Consider the following 17,456-nt stretch of genomic DNA (forward strand, 5'->3'; position numbering starts at 1 on the left):
TGGTCAGTGGGTGGGCAGGGCGAGGGCCCGGGTGCCGCGCTTGATGAGCTCGTTGGCGATGATCAGCCGCTGGATCTCGGAAGTGCCCTCCCAGATGCGGTCCACCCGCAGCTCGCGGTACATCCGCTCGACGGCGTAGGAGCGGTCGTAGCCACGGCCGCCGAAGATCTGCAGACACCGGTCGATCACCCGCCCGGCCGCCTCACTGGCGGCCAGCTTGGCGGTGGACGCCTTGGCGTGCAGGGTCTTGCGGTCGGTGCCCGGCTGATCGGCCTCCCAGGCGACCTGGTGGGTGTAGGCGCGGTTGACGGCGATGTCCACGGCGCAGTCGGCGAGCATCCCCTGGATCAGCTGGTAGCCCGCGATGGGGCCGCCGAACTGCTCACGTCCGATGGCCCATTCCCGGGCGAGCTCCAGCGCCCGCTCGGCCGCGCCGACGGTACGGGCCGCGATCATCAGGCGCTCGTCGGTGAACCACTCCTTGGTCAGCTCATAGCCGTGTCCGACGCCGCCGAGCACGTCCTCGTCGGCGACGAAGACATCGGTGAAGGTGAACTCGGGGTGCCCGTTGACGGCGGAGTGCATGAAGCGGGGCACCCGGGTCATCTCCACGCCCGGGGCCGACTTGTCGACGAAGAACAACGTGGCCAGCCGGTCGGGGCCCGCGTCGGCCTGCACCAGCAGGAAGTCGGCGATGTCACCGCAGGTGACGAACCACTTCTCACCATTGATGAGCCAGCCGCCGTCGGTGCGGGTGGCGGTGGAGGTGCCGGAGGACGGATCTGATCCGGCGCCCGGCTCGGTCACGGCGAACGCGTCGAACTTCTCGGCGCGCAACACGGGGAGCAGGTACTTCTCGCGCTGCCGCTCATCGCCGTAGGCGAGGACGTTGGCCGGCCGCCAGGGGATGTCCCACAGACAGTTGGTGGCCTTGCCGAACTCCTCCTCGACGATGACCTGGTCCAGCAGGCTGAGTCCGGCGCCGCCCCATGCGGCGGGCATGTTGATGGCGTAGACCCCGGCGGCCATGGCCGCGCGGGTCAGCTCGGCGACGGTCTCCTGCGGGAGCGGGCCGCCCGCCTGCTCCGACTCGTCCTCGTATTCCATCAGCAGTCGGGCGTAGTCCGCCGCGCGCCGCTTCAGGTCGGCCTGTTCGGGGGTGTAGCGCATGTCCATGGGGGACCTCTTCGGTACGGGTTCGGGCTGCGGGTGCGGTGGATCAGGCGAGGACGGCACGGGAGTCGAGCGCGAGAACGCCCGTGGGCCGGACGAGGAGCGGGTTGACCTCCAGTTCGGCGATCTCGGGGTGGGCCGCGGCGAAGGCGGTGATGCGCTCGATGGCCTCGGCGGCCGCCGCGATGTCCACCGCGGGACGGCCCCGGACCCCGTCGAGCAGTGAGGCGGTGCGCAGTTGGCGCAGCAGCCGGAGCGCATGGTCGGCGGGTACGGGCGCCAGCGCGAAGGTGACGTCGCGCAGGGCCTCGGCGAGGATGCCGCCGAGCCCCACCATGGCGACCGGGCCGAAGCGGGGGTCGCGGTTGACGCCGACGATCAGCTCGATCCCGTCGGAGAGATCGGCCATGGCCTCCACGGAGTAGGCGGGCGCGCCGAGTCTGCCGTGCATGTCGCGGTGGGCGGCGAGCAGTTCGTCCGGACCCGCCAGGCCGAGGGCCACTCCGCCGGCATCCGACTTGTGCAGCAGATGGAGGGCCTTGAGGACATAGGGACCGCTGATCTCGGCCGCCGCGGCGCGCAGTTCGTCCTCGTCACGGATCTCGCGTGCGGCCGGGAAGGGGACGCCCGCGGCTTCCAGGGCCGCACGCGTCTCCAGGTAGCCGGTCCGCTCCAGTGGTTCGGCGGCCCCCGGGAGCGGGGCCACTCCGGTCACTCCGGCCGCGGCGGCACCGGGTCCGGCCAGCGCGGCGAGGGCGCGGGCGGCGTCCTCCGTCGCCCCGAACACGGGGATCCCGGCCTCGGTCAGGGTGCGGCAGCTCGGCGAGTCGGGGTACATCGACTGCACGACGAGGGGGGTGGCGCTGTTCCGGTGGCGGGCGGCGATGTCGTGGGCCGCCTCCTGCTCCCCGCGGGCGAGTGCCGCGCCGCCGCCGAGACCGCCGCCCGCGTCGGCGTAGCCGCCGAAGTAGCCGGTCATCAGGACGGCGTCGGTCTCCTCGGCCTCCAGCAGGGCCGTGACGGTCCCGGTGTACGAGGCGGGGTCCTGTTCGCCCATCCCGGCCAGGTCCACGGGGTTGCCGAGGGCGGACTGCTCCCACAGCACCTCCCGCAGGCCGTTCTGGGTGACCGGGGTGAGTTCGGGGACGGTCAGACCGGCCGCCTCGACGGCGTCGGCGGCGATGACCCCGTGGCCACCGCCGTCGGTGAGCACGGCGACGCCCCGGCCCCGGGAGCGCCGCTGACCGGCCAGGGCGGCGAGGACGACGGTGAGTTCGCGCGGGGTCGCGACGAGTTCGACTCCGGCGTCCCGGCAGGCGGCCCCGACGACGTCGGCGGAGGTGGTCAGGGCGCCGGTGTGCGACTGGGCGCTGCGGGCCGAGGCGTCGCCGCGGCCGGCAGTCAGCAGCACCACCGGCTTCCCCGCGACGGCAGCGGCCTCGGCGAAGGCCCGGCCGTCGGCGAAGTCCTCGGCGTAGACGGCGATGGCGCGGGTGCCTTCATGCCGGGCGCAGTCGGCGAGGAGGTCGACGAGGGTGACATCGGCCTGGTTGCCGAGCGAGACGAACCGGGAGAAGCCCAGGCCGTGCGGGGTGAAGCGGAGCTGGAGTTCAAGGGCGAGGTTGCCGCTCTGGCTGAGCAGGGCGATCCCGCCGGGGGTGAAGCTGTCGGAGGCGAGGTGGAGTTCGGTGGTGTTGTCGGCGATGCCCAGGCAGTTGGGGCCGACCATCACCGCGCCCGCGGCACGGACCCGTTCGGCGATGACGCGCTGGCGTTCCCGTCCGGCGGCGCCGGTCTCGGCGAAGCCCGCCGTGATGGCGACGATGGCGCGGGCCCCGCAGTCCAGTGCCTCGTCGACGGCGGCTTCGAATCCGGCGGCGGGTACGGAGACGACGGCCAGGTCGACGGGTTCGCCGATAGCCTTGATGCTGGGGGCGGCGGTGCGGCCCAGGACCGTTCCGCCACGGCGGTTGACGAGGTGGACGGGGCGCCGGTGGTCCGCGCGCACGGCTTGGGAGGCGATGGCGTGGCCGTACTTGGCGGGGTCGTCGCTGGCTCCGACGACCGCCACGGACACGGGGTCGAAGAGCGCGCTCAGGTCACGTCCCATCACTTCACCAGCCGCAGCGCGGAGTTGGGGCAGACGGCGACGGCCTCGGCGGCGGCCTCTTCCGACCCCTCGGGCACGACGGTCCGGATCGGCTGGGCGTAGCCCCACTCGTCGATGTCGATGAGGTCCGCGGCGGGTTCCTGGCACAGGCCGTAGGCCTGGCAGCGGGTCGAGTCCAGCAGCAGTTTCATGGCGGGAGTCCTTTCGGAGCGGGCGGTACGGCGCGGGGCGGGGGCCGCCACGGGGAGGGCGCCGGTGTCCGTGGGGGTGCGGGGTCAGAGGACGGCGAGGGGGTGCGGGGTCAGGGGACGGCGACGACGAGGCGGTCGCCGTCGCGGGGCGGTGCGGCGGAGCAACCGGGGCAGGGGGTGTGCCGGTGGTCCTCGACCCGGTCCGGGAAGTGGCCGAGCAGGGTGGCGGCGATACGCGCCGCGGCGTCGAGGAGGCCGCAGGCGCCGCGGCCGGGCAGTTGGGTGGACCAGCGCCGCAGCTTCTCGGTGTCCTCCTCGCCGGATTCGCCTCGGGCCACCGCGGCGAGGGTGTCGGCGAGCGCCCGGGTTCCGGAGACGCACACACCGCACTGGCGGGCGCTCTGCGCGGCGAGGTATCCGGCGGCGTCGGCGGCGGCCCCGACGGGGCAGTCGCCGGGCGCCAGGAAGTGGAGGGCGCCGCAGCCCAGCGCGCCACCCGCGGCGGCGAGTTCGTCGTGGTCGAGCCGGAGATCGGTCCAGCCCGTGCCGTGTACCCCGCCGAACAGCCCGCCGAGGAGAACCGCGGGGGCCCTGCCGTGGCCGCACAGGTCGGCGAGGGTCTTCAGATGGGTGCCTGCGGGCGCCTCGACGAGCACGGGCTCGCTCCCGGGCCCGGCGATGGTGACGAGGTGGGTGGTGGCCACCGCGGCCGCGGCGCCGGGGTGGGAGGTGAGCAGGGCGACGCGGGCCAGGGTCTCCACATTGGCGACGAGGGTGGGCGCGCCGCCGACGCCGCGTTCGAAGGGGCGCGGGGGTTTGGCGGTGGGCAGCGCGGGGCCGCCGTCGATGCGGCGCACCACCGCGCTCTCCTCCCCCGCCACATAGGTGTGCTCGGTGACCACCACCTCGACGGGGATCCCGGGGGGCCGCTCGGTGAGCGCGCGGCGGACCGCCGCCTCGGCGGCCGGGTCGGCGAGGTAGACGTAGCCGCGGCGGGCGCCGGTGACGGCGGCCGCGAGCCGCAGACCGTCCAGGACCAGGTGCGGCCGGTGGCGCAGCAGCCAGCGGTCCTTGACCGAACCGGGTTCGCCCTCCTCGCCGTTGGCGACGACGACGGTGTCGCCGGGGGTGTCCCGTACGGTGCGGAGTTTGACCGCGGCGGGGAATCCGGCACCGCCGCGGCCGCGCAGTCCCGCGGTGGCGATGCGGTCCAGCAGCCGATCGGGGGCGGGTGCGGGGGCGTATCCGCCGTGGGCGCGGTAGCGGACGAGGTCTTCGCCGCCGGGTGGTTGCGGGGCGAGGACGGTGGGCTGTCCCTGAGGGGTCAGGGAGAGGATGCCGGTCATGCGGCGGCTCCCTTGTCTGTGCGGTTCCTGAGGCTGAGCAGCGCTCGTTCCAGCGCCTGCCGCTGCGGGGCGGCGCGGTCGTATCCGGCCCCGGGCAGGCCGATGAGCATCCGGTGGTGGTCGAGGACGACCTCGCCCGCCACCAGGGCGGCGTGGGGGTCGGCGGGGGCGGCTCCGTCGGCGGGGCGGTTCCCCGCGGCGGAGCCGTCGGTCCCGGCCGGCGCGTCCGCCTCGGCAGCGTCCACGACCAGGGCGGTGACCTCGGCGAGGTAGCCGAGCCAGCCACGCTGGGTGCCGCGCAGGATCAGCCGTTCGACCCTGCGGCGTTCCGCCATGGTCAGTGCCGCCAGGGAGAGGTCGGCCGGGCGGGGGCGCAGCGCGGCCACCGCGGCGGGCAGCTCGCGTTCGGGCTCGGGGGTGAGGCCGAGCCAGACCAGGCTTCGACGACCGCTCATGCGTGCCTCCGGGTGGGCGGGGACGTCCCCTGCCCCGTGGGGTCCGGGGAGGGGTGTGGGCGCGGTGAAGAGGGAAGCGGGGGCGGGGCGGCGGTTGCTCCGGCGGCCGGTGCGGCGCGGACGGAGTTCCGCGGGGCGCGGGCCCGTCTCGGGGGCGGTCCGCGCGGACCTGTGAGGACGGGGTCTGTTCCGGAGGCTCTGACCTGCTGAACCGCAGGTGCCCGGACGGGGACCGCGTCGGTGCGGGGCGGGCCTGGTGAGGTCCGCCGCGAGTAGACTAACTAACTAATTAGTCAGCCGACAAGCCTTGACAGTGCCCCGAGGTCCCCTCAATCTGACTAACCAATTAGTCAGCGAGGTTCCCGGCACGGCCTGGATCACAGCCGACCGCCGACCCTGCGCAGCCTCATCACCCATCGCCGCCCACGCGGCGTGGAGGAGGATCCGATGCAGCCCCCGATCACCCCGGCACCCGCCGTCTCCCCGGCTCCGCCGGGCATCCCCCCGGAGCACCCCGGGGACGCTCTCCCCGCGCGCTACTACACCGACCCGGACATCGCGACGGCCGAGACCGACCGCATCTTCACCCGGTCCTGGCAGCTGGTCTGCCATGAATCCGATCTGCCCGGACCCGGTGCCCGGCTGGCCGCCACCGTGGCGGACCGCAGCGTCCTGGTCGTACGCACCACCGACGGCGGCCTCGCCGCCCACCTCAATGTGTGCCGGCACCGCGGCACCCGGCTGGTCACCGCGCCCGAGCCCGAGGGCAAGGCGATCCGCTGCCCGTACCACGGCTGGACCTACAAGCTCGACGGAACGCTGGTCGGTGCCCCCGAAGCCCGGCAGATCCCCTGTCTGGACAAGCCCCGGCTCGGGCTGCACCCGGTCAAGGTGGAGTCGTTCCTGGGATTCGTCTTCGTCAACCTCGACCTCGACGCCGTCCCGCTCGCCGAGAGCTGTGCCGGTCTGGCGAAGGCCGTCGGCCACTACGCCGGGGCCGATCTCGTACCCGTCGGCAAGTACCGCATCCACGACATGGACACCGCCGAGGAGCAGAACGCCAACTGGAAGGTGATCGTCGACAACTATCTCGAGGGGTACCACGTCCCCGTGGCGCACCCCGCGCTGATGCGGCTGCTCGACTACCAGGCGTACACCGTGGACGTGCAGGAGTCGTACGTACTCTTCGAGTCGCCCCTGCGCGACAAGCCGTCCTCGAACTGGACCGAGCGCCTCTACCAGCGGTTCGCCAGCCCCATGCCCGGGCTGACCGAGGCCGACCGCCGGGTCTGGCGCTATGCGGTGATCTACCCGAACACGCTCATCGACTTCTACCCTGACCACGTGCTCGCATGGACCGCCCTGCCGACCGCCCAGGACCGGGCGGCCATCCCGGGTGCCTTCTACACCCGCCACGGCGAGAGCGCACGCACCCGGCTGGCCCGGAAGCTGAACATCCACATCGGCTGGGTCACCAACGACGAGGACGCCGAGCTGGTGCAGCGGGTCCAGGCGGGACTGTCGACCCCGGGGTTCGAGCCGGGCCCGCTCTCACGCCGCGAAGCGGCCGTCGGCTGGTTCGCCCGCCGGGTCCGGGACGACCTCGACGGCGCCGCGGACACGGCCGGCGGAACCGACGCCACGGACGGGACCGGCGCATGACCGGCCGCCCGCCACAGGCCGCACCGGCCCCGCACCCCGCGTCCGCCCCGACGGCCTTATCTCCCCTCCGCTGAGACACCCGCTGTCCCACCACGACCGGATCACTACGGAGACAGGGCCTCCGTGAACCGAGCCCCCGGTCCCCGCCCTGAAGCTGTGCCCTTCCTCGACGGAGAGGACGCTCCGTGTCCCCCGAGGTACCTCCACCCTCCCGGCGCACCGTGTTGCGCGCAGGCGCCTGTGGCCTGCTCAGCGCGGCCGGCGCCTCCCTCAGCGGCTGCGGGTTCATGCCCGCCAAGAAACCGGACGAACGGGACCTGGCCCCGGTCCGCGCACGCGTCGACGGCGATCTCGTCTACTTCAACTGGGCCGACTTCGTCGACCCCTCGGTCTTCAAGGGCTTCGAGAAGGAGTACGGCGTCAAGGTCATCCAGTCGAACTTCGACTCGATGGAAGGCATGGTCGCCAAGCTCAACGCGGGCAATCGCTACGACATCGTCTTCCCCACGGCCAAATGGGCCCAGCGCCTGGTCCGGGGCGGACGACTGCGCCGGATCGACCACTCGGAACTCGCCAACTCCCACGCGGTGTTCGGGAAGCACTCCTACTTCGCGGATCCCTGGTACGACCCCGGCTCGGCGCACACCGTGCCCTTCACCGCCTACAAGACCGGCATCGGCTGGCGCCGCGACCGGATCGGCGACCTCACCGGGTCCTGGAAGGACCTGTGGAGCGACCGGGCCAGGGGCAAGGTGTTCCTGCTGGACGACCGGGACGAGGTGCTCGGTATGGGCGCCCTCCACCTCGGGCTGGACGTCAGTACCGCCGACCCCGGCGACCTGGACCGGGTCACCGCCTCACTGGCGACCCTCCGCCCCCGGCTACGCGGCTTCTCCAGCGACAGCTACAACAACCTGCTCAACGGCAACGCGCTGATGACCCAGGCCTGGAGCGGCGACATGGCCGCCATGCTCAACCAGGCGAAGGACCCCTCCGTCTTCGGCTTCCAGGCACCCAAGGAGGGCACACCGATCAACTCCGACTGCTACGCGATCCCGTACAACGCCCGCCACCCCGGCACCGCGATGCTCTTCATCGACTACATGCTCCGCCCGGAGAACGTGAAGAAGAACATCGAGTACATCGGCTACCCCATGCCGGTGTCCGGTTCCGAGGAGATCTACCGCGCCCTGGTCAAACCGTTCCCGGAGTGCGTGGTCACCGAGGACGACCTCAAGGCGGACCTGTTCTTCCGCAACGGCAGCCGTGCCCAGGAAGACGCCCGCGACACCGCCTGGACCCATGTGAAGGCGGGCTGACATGACACTCTCCCCTCCCTCCCGCGGCCCCCGCCGGGGCCGCCGCGCACCCGCCACCCGCATCTGGACCTGGTTCATGGTCCCGGGCACCCTGTGGATGACCGCCTTCCTGATCGCCTCCCTGGTCCTGGTGGCCGTACTGGCCGTCGGCACCACCGACAGCCTGGGCAACCCCCGCTTCGGATTCGACCTGAGCAGCGTCCGGGCCCTCACCGACCCCGCCTACTCCCACGTCCTGCTGCGCTCCCTGGGCTACTCCCTGCTGACCTGCGTGATCTGCCTGCTCATCGCCTACCCCGTGGCGTACACCATCGCCCTGCACGGCGGACGCTTCAAGAACGCGATGATCGCCGCGATCGTGGTGCCCTTCTTCGCCAACTACCTGGTGCGGATGTACGGCTGGTCGGTGGTGCTCTCCGACGACGGGCCCCTGCTGAGGGCGTTGCGCTCGATCGGTCTCGCCGACTCCGGTACGAAGGTCCTCAATACCGGCACCGGGGTGGTCGCGGGACTCGTCTACGGATTCGTGGTCTTCATGATCATCCCGTTGTACGCCGCCCTGGAGCGGCTGGACGTCTCTCTGATCGAGGCCGGACGGGACCTGTACGGCGGTCCCTTGCGCACCTTCCTCTTCGTGACCCTCCCGGCCACCCGCCAGGGCGCGGCGGCCGGACTGGTCCTGGTGTTCCTGCCCGCCATGGGCGACTTCGTCAGCGCGCAGCTGATGGGCGGCCCGGACCAGATCATGATCGGCAACCTCATCCAGGACAAGTTCTTCCAGGGCCAGAACTGGCCGCTGGGATCGGCGCTCACGATGATGCTGATGCTCGTGCTGCTGATCGGCATGCTCGGCTATCTGCGGCGCACCCGCAAGGACGAAGCGGAGGCCCGCGGATGACCCTGTTGCGCACACCCGCCCCCACCGATGCCACCCCCGCGGAACCGGGCCGCACCCGGCTCCGCAGGCGCCGCGGGCGCGCCGACCGCAAGCCCCGGGTGGCCCTCGCCGTCACGGCGCTGTTCTTCGCGCTGCTGTACCTGCCCATCGCCGTGGTGGTGCTGTTCTCCTTCAACACCATCAAGTCGCTGACCGTCTTCGACGGCTTCGGACTGCGCTGGTACCGGGCCTTCCTCCACGACGAGGTCCTGATCAACTCACTGGGCACCAGCCTGAAGATCTCGCTGGTCGCGATGGCGGGTTCGGTCCTGCTGGGGACGGCGCTTGCGCTCGGTCTGGTGCGCTGCCGGACCCGGCTGGGCTCGGTGGCCGGTCTGATCATGCTGGTGCCGCTGATCACGCCGGAGATCGTCACCGGAGTGGCGTCCATGCTCCTGTTCAAGGGCCTGGGGGTGACGCTGTCCACCGGCACCGTGATGATCTCGGAGATCACCTTCTCCATCTCCTACGTCACGGTGATCCTGCGCTCCCGGGTCGCGGCGCTCAACCCCGAGGTGGAAGAGGCCGCGATGGACCTGGGTGCCACCCGCTGGCAGGCGGTGCGGCTGGTGACGCTCCCGGCCCTGCTGCCCGCGGTGCTCGCCTGCTCCGTACTGATCTTCGCGCTGGTCTTCGACGACTTCGTCCTCGCGTACTTCACCACCGGTGTCGATCCACAGCCGCTGTCGGTGCGCATCTACTCCGCGATCCGCTTCGGGGTGCAGCCCACCATCAACGCCGTGGGCACACTGATGCTCGCCGGGTCCATCGGCCTCATCGCCCTCGCGCTGTTCATCCCGCGCCTGTTCGGCCGCCGCGGCGGCCTCGATCTCCTTTCAGGGAAGTGACACCCATGGAAGCGACTCCCGCGACTCCCGCCGTCCGGCTCGACGGCGTCTCCAAGCGGTACGCGGACTCCTATGCCGTCCGTGACGTCCACCTCGACATCGAAGCCGGGGAGTTCTTCTCCCTGCTCGGCCCCTCGGGCTGTGGCAAGACCACCTCGCTGCGGATGATCGGCGGATTCACCGACCCCACCGAGGGGGCGGTGCTGCTCGGCGGCGAGGACGTCACGGCGCTGCCGCCCAACAAGCGCAACGTCAACACCGTCTTCCAGAGCTACGCCCTCTTCGACCACCTCAGCATCGCCGACAACATCGCCTTCGGACTCAAGCGCAAGGGCGTGGACAAGGCGGAAATCCGCCGGCGGGTCGGCGAGATGCTGGAGCTGGTGCAGCTCAGCGGTCAGTCCCGCCGCAAGCCCGGGACCCTCTCCGGCGGTCAGCGCCAGCGGGTGGCGCTCGCCCGTGCCCTGGTCAACCGCCCGGCGGTGCTGCTGCTCGACGAGCCGCTCGCGGCGCTGGACCTGAAGCTGCGCCGCCAGATGCAGGTCGAGCTCAAGCAGATCCAGCGCGAGGTCGGCATCACCTTCGTCTTCGTCACCCACGACCAGGACGAGGCACTGACCATGTCCGACCGGGTGGCGGTGATGAACGAGGGCCGGGTCGAGCAGTGCGGCACCCCCGAGGACGTCTACGAACACCCCGCGAGCCGCTTCGTCGCCTCGTTCATGGGCACGTCCAACCTGATGGCGGGCACCTACCGGGACGGCGCGGTCCTCCTGGACGAGGGGCCCGCGCTGTCCGTCGGCCACCGGGACGACGTGGGCGAGGGCACCTCCGTCAGCGTGTCCGTCCGCCCCGAGAAGATCTGGCTGTCCGACTTCGAACCGGGCATGGAGGTGTTGCGGGGGGTCATCCGCGAGACCGTGTACTCCGGGCCGACCACCACCTATCTCATCGAGCTCGCTCCCGGGGTCACCCTGTCGGTGCTGGAGCAGAACACCGCGCGGGCCCGGATGGAGGACCGCTGGATCGGCGGCGAGACGGTGGAGTTCGGCTGGCGCCCCGAACACTGTCTCGTCCTCTCCTGACCGCCCGACCCGCGCCCCGGGCGCACCGAACGCCCGCGCGCACCGAACGAAGGAACCGACGAGATGCACCACGATGTGATCGTGCTGGGCGCCGGTCTGGCCGGGCTCACGGCCGCCCGCGACCTGACCGCCGGTGGCACCGACGTCCTGGTCCTGGAGGCCAGGGACCGGGTCGGCGGCCGGGTCGAGCAGACCCGGCTGCCGGACGGCCGCACCGTCCAGCTGGGCGGGGAGGTGGTGGGCCGCGCCCACACCGCCTACCTGGGGCTCGCCGGGGAACTGGGCCTGACCCTGGTCCCCAGCTATGTCGCCGAGCCCGGCAAGATCACCCGGGCCACTCCGGAGGGCCGGTCCGCCGGGCATCCACCCCACTGGTTCGGCCCCGGCGACCTGGCCGAACACGAGCGGCTCAGCGCCGAGTTCGTGGCCCTGTCCGCGGGCGTCGACCCGGACGACCCCTGGTCGCACCCGGAATCCGCCGCGCTGGACCGGCTCTCGGTGGGTGGCTGGCTGCGGTCCCGGCACGCCTCCCCCGCCGTCGTCCGGCTCTGGGAGATCGGCCAGCTCGCCCTGGCCGACGGCTCCTGCGAGCGGACCTCGCTGCTGGCGGCGCTCCGCAAGAACGCCGCGGTACCGAGCTCCGGCCACTACGACTACGACGACTGGGAGGGACTCCGGCTGGCCGATGGATCCGCCACCCTCGCCGAGGTGATGGGCCGCGAACTGGGCCCGCGCGTCCGCCTCGGCTCACCCGTGGCCGCCCTCGACATCGCCCCCGGCCGCTGCGCGGTGCGCCTGGCCACGGGCGAGACCCTCACCGCGGGGGCCGTGGTCAGCGCCCTGCCGGTGGGCCCGCTGCGCTCGGTGGCGATCACCGGGGTCAGCCAGGCTCGGCTGGCCTCACTGCACCGTCAGCGCCAGGCGGTGGCGGCGAAGTTCACCGCCGTCTACACCGAGCCGTTCTGGCGCGACGCCGGACTCAGCGGGCTCTCGGAGTGCGAGGGCGTCCTCGGCTCGACCTGGCCGCAGAGCGACGGGGTGCTGTCCGCCCTGGTGCCCCCCGAGCGCTACGGGGTGCTGCTGGGCACCCCGCCGCAACTGCGCACCCCCGAACTGCTCGAGGAGATGGCCGGGATGTTCGGCGACCGCGCCCGCTCACCACTCGCCTGCCACCTGCGGCTGTGGGGCAGTGACCCCTGGACCCAGGGGTACGTCACCCAGTGGACACCGGGCGAGGTGATGGCCGTGGGCCCACTGCACGGCACACATGAACCGCCGTTCTACGTATGCGGCTCCGATCAGTGGGTGGCGGGCTACATGGAAGGCGCGGTGCGCACCGGACGCGCCGCCGCCCGGGAGGTGCTGAGCCGTGGCTGACCGTACGCACTCCTCGGTCCTGAACCACATCGACGGCGCCGATGTGGCGGCCGCCTCCGGCGCCACGATGCGGCTGGTGAACCCGGCCACCGGCGCGGTCTGCGGCACCGCGCCGCTGTCCGGCGCGGCGGATGTGTACGCGGCGGGCCGGGCGGCGCGCGACGCCTTCGACTCCTGGTCGCTCACCACGCCGCTGGAGCGGCAGACCGCTCTGCTGCGGATCGCCGACGCCATGGAGCGCCACGCCGACGCGCTGGTGGAGGCCGAGGTCGCCGACACCGGCAAACCGTACGCCGCGTTCCGGGACGACGAACTGCCCCCGACCATCGACGTACTGCGCTTCTTCGCCGGTGCCGCCCGCAACCTGCCGGGCGTCGCGGCGGCCGAGTACACCCCGGGCCGCACCTCGGTGCTGCGCCGCGAACCGGTCGGGGTGTGCGCCCAGATCACCCCGTGGAACTACCCGCTGATGATGGCGGTGTGGAAGATCGCCCCGGCGCTGGCCGCGGGCAACACCGTGGTGCTCAAACCCTCCGACACCACACCCCGGTCCACGGTCGCGCTCGCGCGGCTCGCCGCCGAGCACCTGCCGCCGGGGGTGCTGAACGTGGTGTGCGGGGACCGGGACACCGGCCGGGCGCTGGTCTCGCATCCGGAGGTGCGTCTGGTCGCCCTCACCGGCAGCGCGCGGGCCGGGCGGGAGGTCGCCACCGCGGCGGCCGCCGACCTCAAACGCCTGCACCTCGAACTCGGCGGCAACGCACCGGCCCTGATCCACGAGGACGCCGATCTCGACGACGCCGTCGAGCAGTTGGCGGCGCTGTCCTTCTACAACGCCGGACAGGACTGCACCGCGGCCACCCGGTTCCTCGTCCACGAGCGGGTCCACGACGCCTTCGTGGACGCCTTCGCGGCCGCTGCCGCACGGCAGCGGCCCGGCGGCCCCGATGACACCGCAGCCGCCTTCGGCCCGCTCAACAGCGCGGAGCACCTGCGTACGGTCCGTGGCGCGCTGGACCGGCTCCCGGACCACGCACAGGTGGTGGCGGGAGGGTCCGCCGTGGACCGCCCCGGCTTCTTCCACGAGGCGACGGTGGTGACGGGGGTGCGCCAGAACGACGAGATCGTCCAGGGCGAGTTGTTCGGCCCGGTGGTGACCGTCCAGCCGTTCGCCGACGAGGCGGAGGCGCTGCGCCTGGCCAATGGGGTACCGCAGGGGCTCGCCGCCAGTGTGTGGACCCGGGACCACGACCGCGCCATGCGCGCGGGCCGGGGGCTGCGCACCGGCATCGTCTGGGTCAACACCCACGGCACCACGGTCTCCGAACTGCCGCACGGCGGCGTCCGGCACTCCGGCTACGGGAGCGATCTGTCGCTGGGCGGACTGCTGGACTACACCCAGCCCAAGCATCTGATGCTCTGAGACACCCGCCGCCGTCCGCCGCCCTCCCCCTGGGGTGCGGACGGCGGCGGGGCCGTTCCCGTGGGGATGGCCGCCTCAGCGGGGCACGGGGTGGGCGGCCGGGTCCAGGCGGAGCAGGGCCTCCTCGTCGGCGGAGCCGGCCGGGGCCTGGTAGACGACCAGACGCTGGCCACCGCTGCGGGCGAGGGTCATCACCTCGAACGTCAGCGTCATCATGCCCACCTTGGGGTGCTGGAAAGTCTTCTGGCCGCCGCCACGCTCCCGGACCTCGTAACGGTTCCAGATCTCGGCGAACTCCGGTGACTTCAGGAGGAGTTCGCCGACCAGAGCGGCCAGGCGCGGCGCGTCGGGATCGGCGCCCCCGACCGCCCGCAGATGGGCGGCCGACTGGGCGACCGTCTCCTTCCAAGGGACGTAGAGCGTACGGCCCACCGGGTGCAGGAAGAGATACCGGGTGATGTTGCGCTGCTCGGCGGGCCAGTCCCACAGGCCCGGCAGCAGGCCGCGGCCGGGCGTGTTGGCGGCCAGGCAGTAGTTGTACGCGTCGACGACGTACGCGGGCATCGGACGCAGCCGCTCCAGCATCTGGTGGACCGACTCACGCACCGTGTCGGCGGCGACCGGCCGCGGCTCGGTGAACCGGCCGGAGGCCAGCTCCGCCAGGTCGTGCAGCCGCTCGTGCGCATCACCGCACAGCCGCAGAGCACGGCTGATGGCGTCGATGACGGCCGCGGAGGGGTTGGTCTCGCGGCCGCGCTCCAGACGTGTGTAGTAGTCGACGCTCACACCCGCGAGCGTGGCCAGTTCCTCGCGGCGGAGGCCGGGGGTACGGCGGATGCCCGCGCCGGGCGGCAGTCCGGCCTCCTCGGGGCTGACCAGGGCCCGCCGCGCTCGGAGGTATCTGCCCAGTTCCGTACCGCTGTTGCCGTCGTTCATGCGTCCATTGTCCCAGGCGCCCGGGGCCGCTGGGGGGCCGTGGCAGGGCCCGGAACGGGGCTCCCCGGCGAACGGCGGCCTGCCGCGGCGGCGGTCCTCGCGCCAGAGTGGGTGGTGTCGCGGGACGGCCCGTCCCCGCGGTCCCAGGGGGTGCACGGCACCGGACCGCGGACGTGGGGGCGGTGGCCGTCCCGTCACACCGTTTCCGCGAGGTGGCTCACGGGACCGGCCCCTGACCGGGGCGGTCCCGCGAAGCCCGCTTCGCCGCCACCCTTCTCGTTCGCCAGGAGACTTCCGTGAGCGTCACCACCGGGCACGACCGCGTGCCGTCCACCGCACCGGACCCGTCGGCGGTGCCTCCCTCGGCGCAGCGTGCCGTGGCCGCCGCCACGGCCGGTTCCGGTACCGGCCATGACGACGCCCCCGGCCGCCCCGGCGCCGCGCTGGTCGCCGCCCTGCTCGGCTTCACCGTCATCACCGTCGACGTGTCCGCCGTGAACCTCGCCCTGCCCGCCATCCGGGACCACCTCCACGCCGGGATGTCCGGCCTCCAATGGGTGGTGGACGGCTACACCCTGATGTTCGCCGCGCTGATGCTCTCCGCCGGTGCCCTCGCCGACCGGGCCGGGGCGCGGCGTGCGTACGGCTGGGGCGTGGCGCTGTTCACGCTGGCCTCGCTGGGCTGTGCCCTCGCCCCGGGTATCGGCACCCTGGTGGCGGCCCGGATTCTCCAGGGCGGCGCGGCGGCTGTCGTGATGCCCGCCTCCCTGGCCCTGATCCGGCAGGCGTACCCCGACGCCCGGCACCGGGCCCGCGCCATCGCCCTGTGGACGGTGGGCGGTTCGGTGGCGATGGCGGCCGGTCCCGTCCTCGGCGGGACCCTCACCCAGACCGCGGGCTGGCGTTCGGTGTTCCTGCTGAACCTGCCGGTGGGGGCGGTGATCCTGCTGCTCCTCACCCGGGTGGCGCGCTCACCGCGCAGGCCCGCGCCGCTGGATCTGCCGGGTCAGCTCACCGCGGTGGTGGCGCTCGCCGGTCTCGCTCTCGGTGTGATCGAGGGCGGACACGAGGGGTGGACGAGCACCGTGGCCCTGAGCGGGTTCGCCGCCGCGGCCGCCGGCGCTCTCGCCTTCCCGTGGGTGGAGCGACGCCACCGCGCGCCGATGGTGCCACCGGCCATGCTCCGGCGTCGTGAGGTGTCCGTGTCGCTCGCCGTGGGCTTCGCCATCAACGCCGGTTTCTACGGTGTGGTGTTCCTGCTGGGCCTCTACTGCCAGGAGTTGCGGGGCATGTCGGGGATCGCGACGGGTCTGATGTTCGTCCCGCTGTCGGTGCTCATCACCAGCACCAACCTCGTCTCCCCGCGCCTGGCCGAACGGATCGGCCGGCGGCCGGTGATCGTCACCGGACAGGTCATCCTGGCCGTGGCGATGTTCGCCCTGCTGCCGCTCACCGCGGACACCCCGCTCTGGCTCGTGCTGTTGCTGCTCGCGCCGACCGGCATCGGCGGGGCGCTCGCGGTGCCCGCGCTGACCGCCCTGCTGATGGACAGTGTGCCGGGCGACCGGGCGGGGACGGCCTCCGGCCTGCTCAACGCCCTGCGCCAGACCGGCGGCGCGCTCGTGGTCGCCCTCTTCGGATCGCTGCTCGCCGCCTCCGGGGACGAGACGTTCTCACTCCCGGGGATGCGCACGGGTCTGCTGGCGGTGGGACTGCTGCTCTGCGCCACCGCGGCGGTGGCGGCGGCGCTGCTGCCGCGGGACAGCAGGGTGTGAGCGGATACCGCCGCCCCCGCGGACCGAGCACACCGCCCGCCGGACGAACGGATATCCGTAAACGTCGGACACCGGGCCCCGTGCTGTGCCACGTTGACGCAGGAGAAGTGCACAACGCACTTCTCCGCAGATCAGGAGGGCAGCATGACCAACGGGGCAGAGGTTGCGCGCACGGACTGGCCGGTGCTGGAGGCAGCACACCAGGCACTGCGCGGCGCGATCCAGGAGATACCCATCGCCGACTGGGGGTTGCCCACCCCGTGCGAGGGGTGGAACGTGGCGCAGGTGCTGTTGCACGCGGCCGGGGACCAGCAGGCGTACGCGGCGTCGCTGACGGGAGGGCCGGGTCCGGCGTACAACCCGTTCGAGCCCGCCACGGCCTTCGACGGAGCACCCGAGGACGTACTCGAACCCGCTCTCACCGCGGCCGCGGAGGCATGGGCCGGGGTGGAACACGACGCCGCCGAGGTGTCCGTGCCGATTCCGCCGATGAAGATGGCGGCGGAACTCGGCGTCAGCGCATGTGCGCTGGACGCCGCGGTGCACGCCTGGGACATCGCCGTGGCCACCGGACAGCCGTCGCCGCTGACCGCCGAGCTGGCCCGTCCGCTGCTCACCGCGGCACGTCAACTCGTCGAGCCCCTGCGCGGCTTCGCGTTCGGCCCGGCACTCCCGGCCGAGGAGGGCGACGACGATGTGGCCGCGCTGCTGCGCCACCTGGGCCGCCGCCCGGACTGGAGCCCGCCGGAGGCGTGACCTGAGCGGGGGCCGGGCCCCGGCGGCGACGGGCGGGCCCCCGTGGGCCGGACGCCGCGCCCG

General features: G+C 72.7%; 15 protein-coding genes. 9 read left to right on the forward strand and 6 right to left on the reverse strand.

What is annotated here, in order from left to right:
* Positions 1-3 precede the first annotated feature (3 nt).
* From NMK44_RS32410 to NMK44_RS32430, 5 genes are all read right to left on the reverse strand, one after another.
* The gene (locus NMK44_RS32410) at positions 4-1,176 is read right to left on the reverse strand and encodes an acyl-CoA dehydrogenase family protein (RefSeq protein WP_254749812.1); all 1,173 of its coding nucleotides are present in this window, start codon (positions 1,174-1,176) and stop codon (positions 4-6) included.
* A 43-nt stretch (positions 1,177-1,219) separates the two neighbouring features.
* Positions 1,220-3,283, reverse strand: a complete 2,064-nt coding sequence (locus NMK44_RS32415) for an acetate--CoA ligase family protein (RefSeq protein WP_254749814.1) — start codon at positions 3,281-3,283, stop codon at positions 1,220-1,222.
* Positions 3,283-3,474 carry a ferredoxin gene (locus tag NMK44_RS32420; protein WP_254749816.1) on the reverse strand — a complete coding sequence of 64 codons (192 nt, stop codon included), beginning with the start codon at positions 3,472-3,474 and terminating at the stop codon, positions 3,283-3,285. The genes NMK44_RS32415 and NMK44_RS32420 overlap by 1 nt, the downstream gene beginning before the upstream one ends.
* Positions 3,475-3,584: 110 nt before the next feature.
* Complete coding sequence (locus NMK44_RS32425) at positions 3,585-4,820, reverse strand: NADH-ubiquinone oxidoreductase-F iron-sulfur binding region domain-containing protein (RefSeq protein WP_254749818.1); 1,236 nt, start codon at positions 4,818-4,820, stop codon at positions 3,585-3,587.
* Entirely contained in the window at positions 4,817-5,275 is a 459-nt protein-coding gene (locus tag NMK44_RS32430) for a hypothetical protein (protein WP_254749820.1), read from the reverse strand. Before NMK44_RS32430 ends, NMK44_RS32425 begins: the two co-directional genes overlap by 4 nt.
* Positions 5,276-5,722: 447 nt before the next feature.
* On the opposite strand from NMK44_RS32430, the gene NMK44_RS32435 reads away from it, so the two are divergent.
* From NMK44_RS32435 to NMK44_RS32465, 7 genes are all read left to right on the forward strand, one after another.
* Positions 5,723-6,937, forward strand: coding sequence for an aromatic ring-hydroxylating oxygenase subunit alpha (locus NMK44_RS32435; protein ID WP_254749822.1), 1,215 nt, complete (start codon positions 5,723-5,725; stop codon positions 6,935-6,937).
* Positions 6,938-7,122: 185 nt separating this feature from the next.
* Positions 7,123-8,256 (forward strand): polyamine ABC transporter substrate-binding protein, encoded by a 1,134-nt coding sequence (locus NMK44_RS32440; RefSeq protein ID WP_254749824.1) that lies wholly within the window; start codon positions 7,123-7,125, stop codon positions 8,254-8,256.
* A 1-nt stretch (position 8,257) separates the two neighbouring features.
* Positions 8,258-9,154 carry an ABC transporter permease gene (locus tag NMK44_RS32445; RefSeq protein ID WP_254749826.1) on the forward strand — a complete coding sequence of 299 codons (897 nt, stop codon included), beginning with the start codon at positions 8,258-8,260 and terminating at the stop codon, positions 9,152-9,154.
* A complete protein-coding gene (locus tag NMK44_RS32450; RefSeq protein WP_254749828.1) occupies positions 9,151-10,041 on the forward strand; it encodes an ABC transporter permease in 891 nt (296 codons plus the stop codon). The genes NMK44_RS32445 and NMK44_RS32450 overlap by 4 nt, the downstream gene beginning before the upstream one ends.
* A gap of 5 nt (positions 10,042-10,046) precedes the next feature.
* Positions 10,047-11,126 (forward strand): ABC transporter ATP-binding protein, encoded by a 1,080-nt coding sequence (locus NMK44_RS32455; protein WP_254749830.1) that lies wholly within the window; start codon positions 10,047-10,049, stop codon positions 11,124-11,126.
* A 63-nt stretch (positions 11,127-11,189) separates the two neighbouring features.
* Complete coding sequence (locus NMK44_RS32460; RefSeq protein ID WP_254749832.1) at positions 11,190-12,503, forward strand: flavin monoamine oxidase family protein; 1,314 nt, start codon at positions 11,190-11,192, stop codon at positions 12,501-12,503.
* Positions 12,496-13,926, forward strand: coding sequence for an aminobutyraldehyde dehydrogenase (locus tag NMK44_RS32465; protein WP_308358646.1), 1,431 nt, complete (start codon positions 12,496-12,498; stop codon positions 13,924-13,926). The genes NMK44_RS32460 and NMK44_RS32465 overlap by 8 nt, the downstream gene beginning before the upstream one ends.
* A gap of 75 nt (positions 13,927-14,001) precedes the next feature.
* Here the strand turns inward: NMK44_RS32465 and NMK44_RS32470 are convergent, their stop codons facing one another.
* The gene (locus tag NMK44_RS32470; protein WP_254749834.1) at positions 14,002-14,862 is read right to left on the reverse strand and encodes a helix-turn-helix domain-containing protein; all 861 of its coding nucleotides are present in this window, start codon (positions 14,860-14,862) and stop codon (positions 14,002-14,004) included.
* 296 nt (positions 14,863-15,158) lie between these two features.
* Between NMK44_RS32470 and NMK44_RS32475 the strand changes: the two genes are divergently transcribed.
* Positions 15,159-16,637 carry an MFS transporter gene (locus tag NMK44_RS32475; RefSeq protein WP_254749836.1) on the forward strand — a complete coding sequence of 493 codons (1,479 nt, stop codon included), beginning with the start codon at positions 15,159-15,161 and terminating at the stop codon, positions 16,635-16,637.
* A gap of 144 nt (positions 16,638-16,781) precedes the next feature.
* Positions 16,782-17,393, forward strand: a complete 612-nt coding sequence (locus NMK44_RS32480; RefSeq protein ID WP_254749838.1) for a TIGR03086 family metal-binding protein — start codon at positions 16,782-16,784, stop codon at positions 17,391-17,393.
* The last annotated feature ends 63 nt before the right edge of the window (positions 17,394-17,456 follow it).

Source organism: Streptomyces cucumeris, from assembly GCF_024295805.1.
In the GTDB taxonomy this organism is placed as follows: Bacteria; Actinomycetota; Actinomycetes; order Streptomycetales; family Streptomycetaceae; genus Streptomyces; species Streptomyces cucumeris.

Coding starts and splice junctions, on each gene's coding strand:
- NMK44_RS32420 (WP_254749816.1), bottom strand. CDS start 3,474: ATGAAACTGCTGCTGGACTCGACCCGCTGCCAGGCCTACGGCCTGTGC.
- NMK44_RS32415 (WP_254749814.1), bottom strand. CDS start 3,283: ATGGGACGTGACCTGAGCGCGCTCTTCGACCCCGTGTCCGTGGCGGTC.
- NMK44_RS32450 (WP_254749828.1), top strand. CDS start 9,151: ATGACCCTGTTGCGCACACCCGCCCCCACCGATGCCACCCCCGCGGAA.
- NMK44_RS32445 (WP_254749826.1), top strand. CDS start 8,258: ATGACACTCTCCCCTCCCTCCCGCGGCCCCCGCCGGGGCCGCCGCGCA.
- NMK44_RS32425 (WP_254749818.1), bottom strand. CDS start 4,820: ATGACCGGCATCCTCTCCCTGACCCCTCAGGGACAGCCCACCGTCCTC.
- NMK44_RS32430 (WP_254749820.1), bottom strand. CDS start 5,275: ATGAGCGGTCGTCGAAGCCTGGTCTGGCTCGGCCTCACCCCCGAGCCC.
- NMK44_RS32470 (WP_254749834.1), bottom strand. CDS start 14,862: ATGAACGACGGCAACAGCGGTACGGAACTGGGCAGATACCTCCGAGCG.
- NMK44_RS32435 (WP_254749822.1), top strand. CDS start 5,723: ATGCAGCCCCCGATCACCCCGGCACCCGCCGTCTCCCCGGCTCCGCCG.
- NMK44_RS32480 (WP_254749838.1), top strand. CDS start 16,782: ATGACCAACGGGGCAGAGGTTGCGCGCACGGACTGGCCGGTGCTGGAG.
- NMK44_RS32460 (WP_254749832.1), top strand. CDS start 11,190: ATGCACCACGATGTGATCGTGCTGGGCGCCGGTCTGGCCGGGCTCACG.
- NMK44_RS32410 (WP_254749812.1), bottom strand. CDS start 1,176: ATGGACATGCGCTACACCCCCGAACAGGCCGACCTGAAGCGGCGCGCG.
- NMK44_RS32455 (WP_254749830.1), top strand. CDS start 10,047: ATGGAAGCGACTCCCGCGACTCCCGCCGTCCGGCTCGACGGCGTCTCC.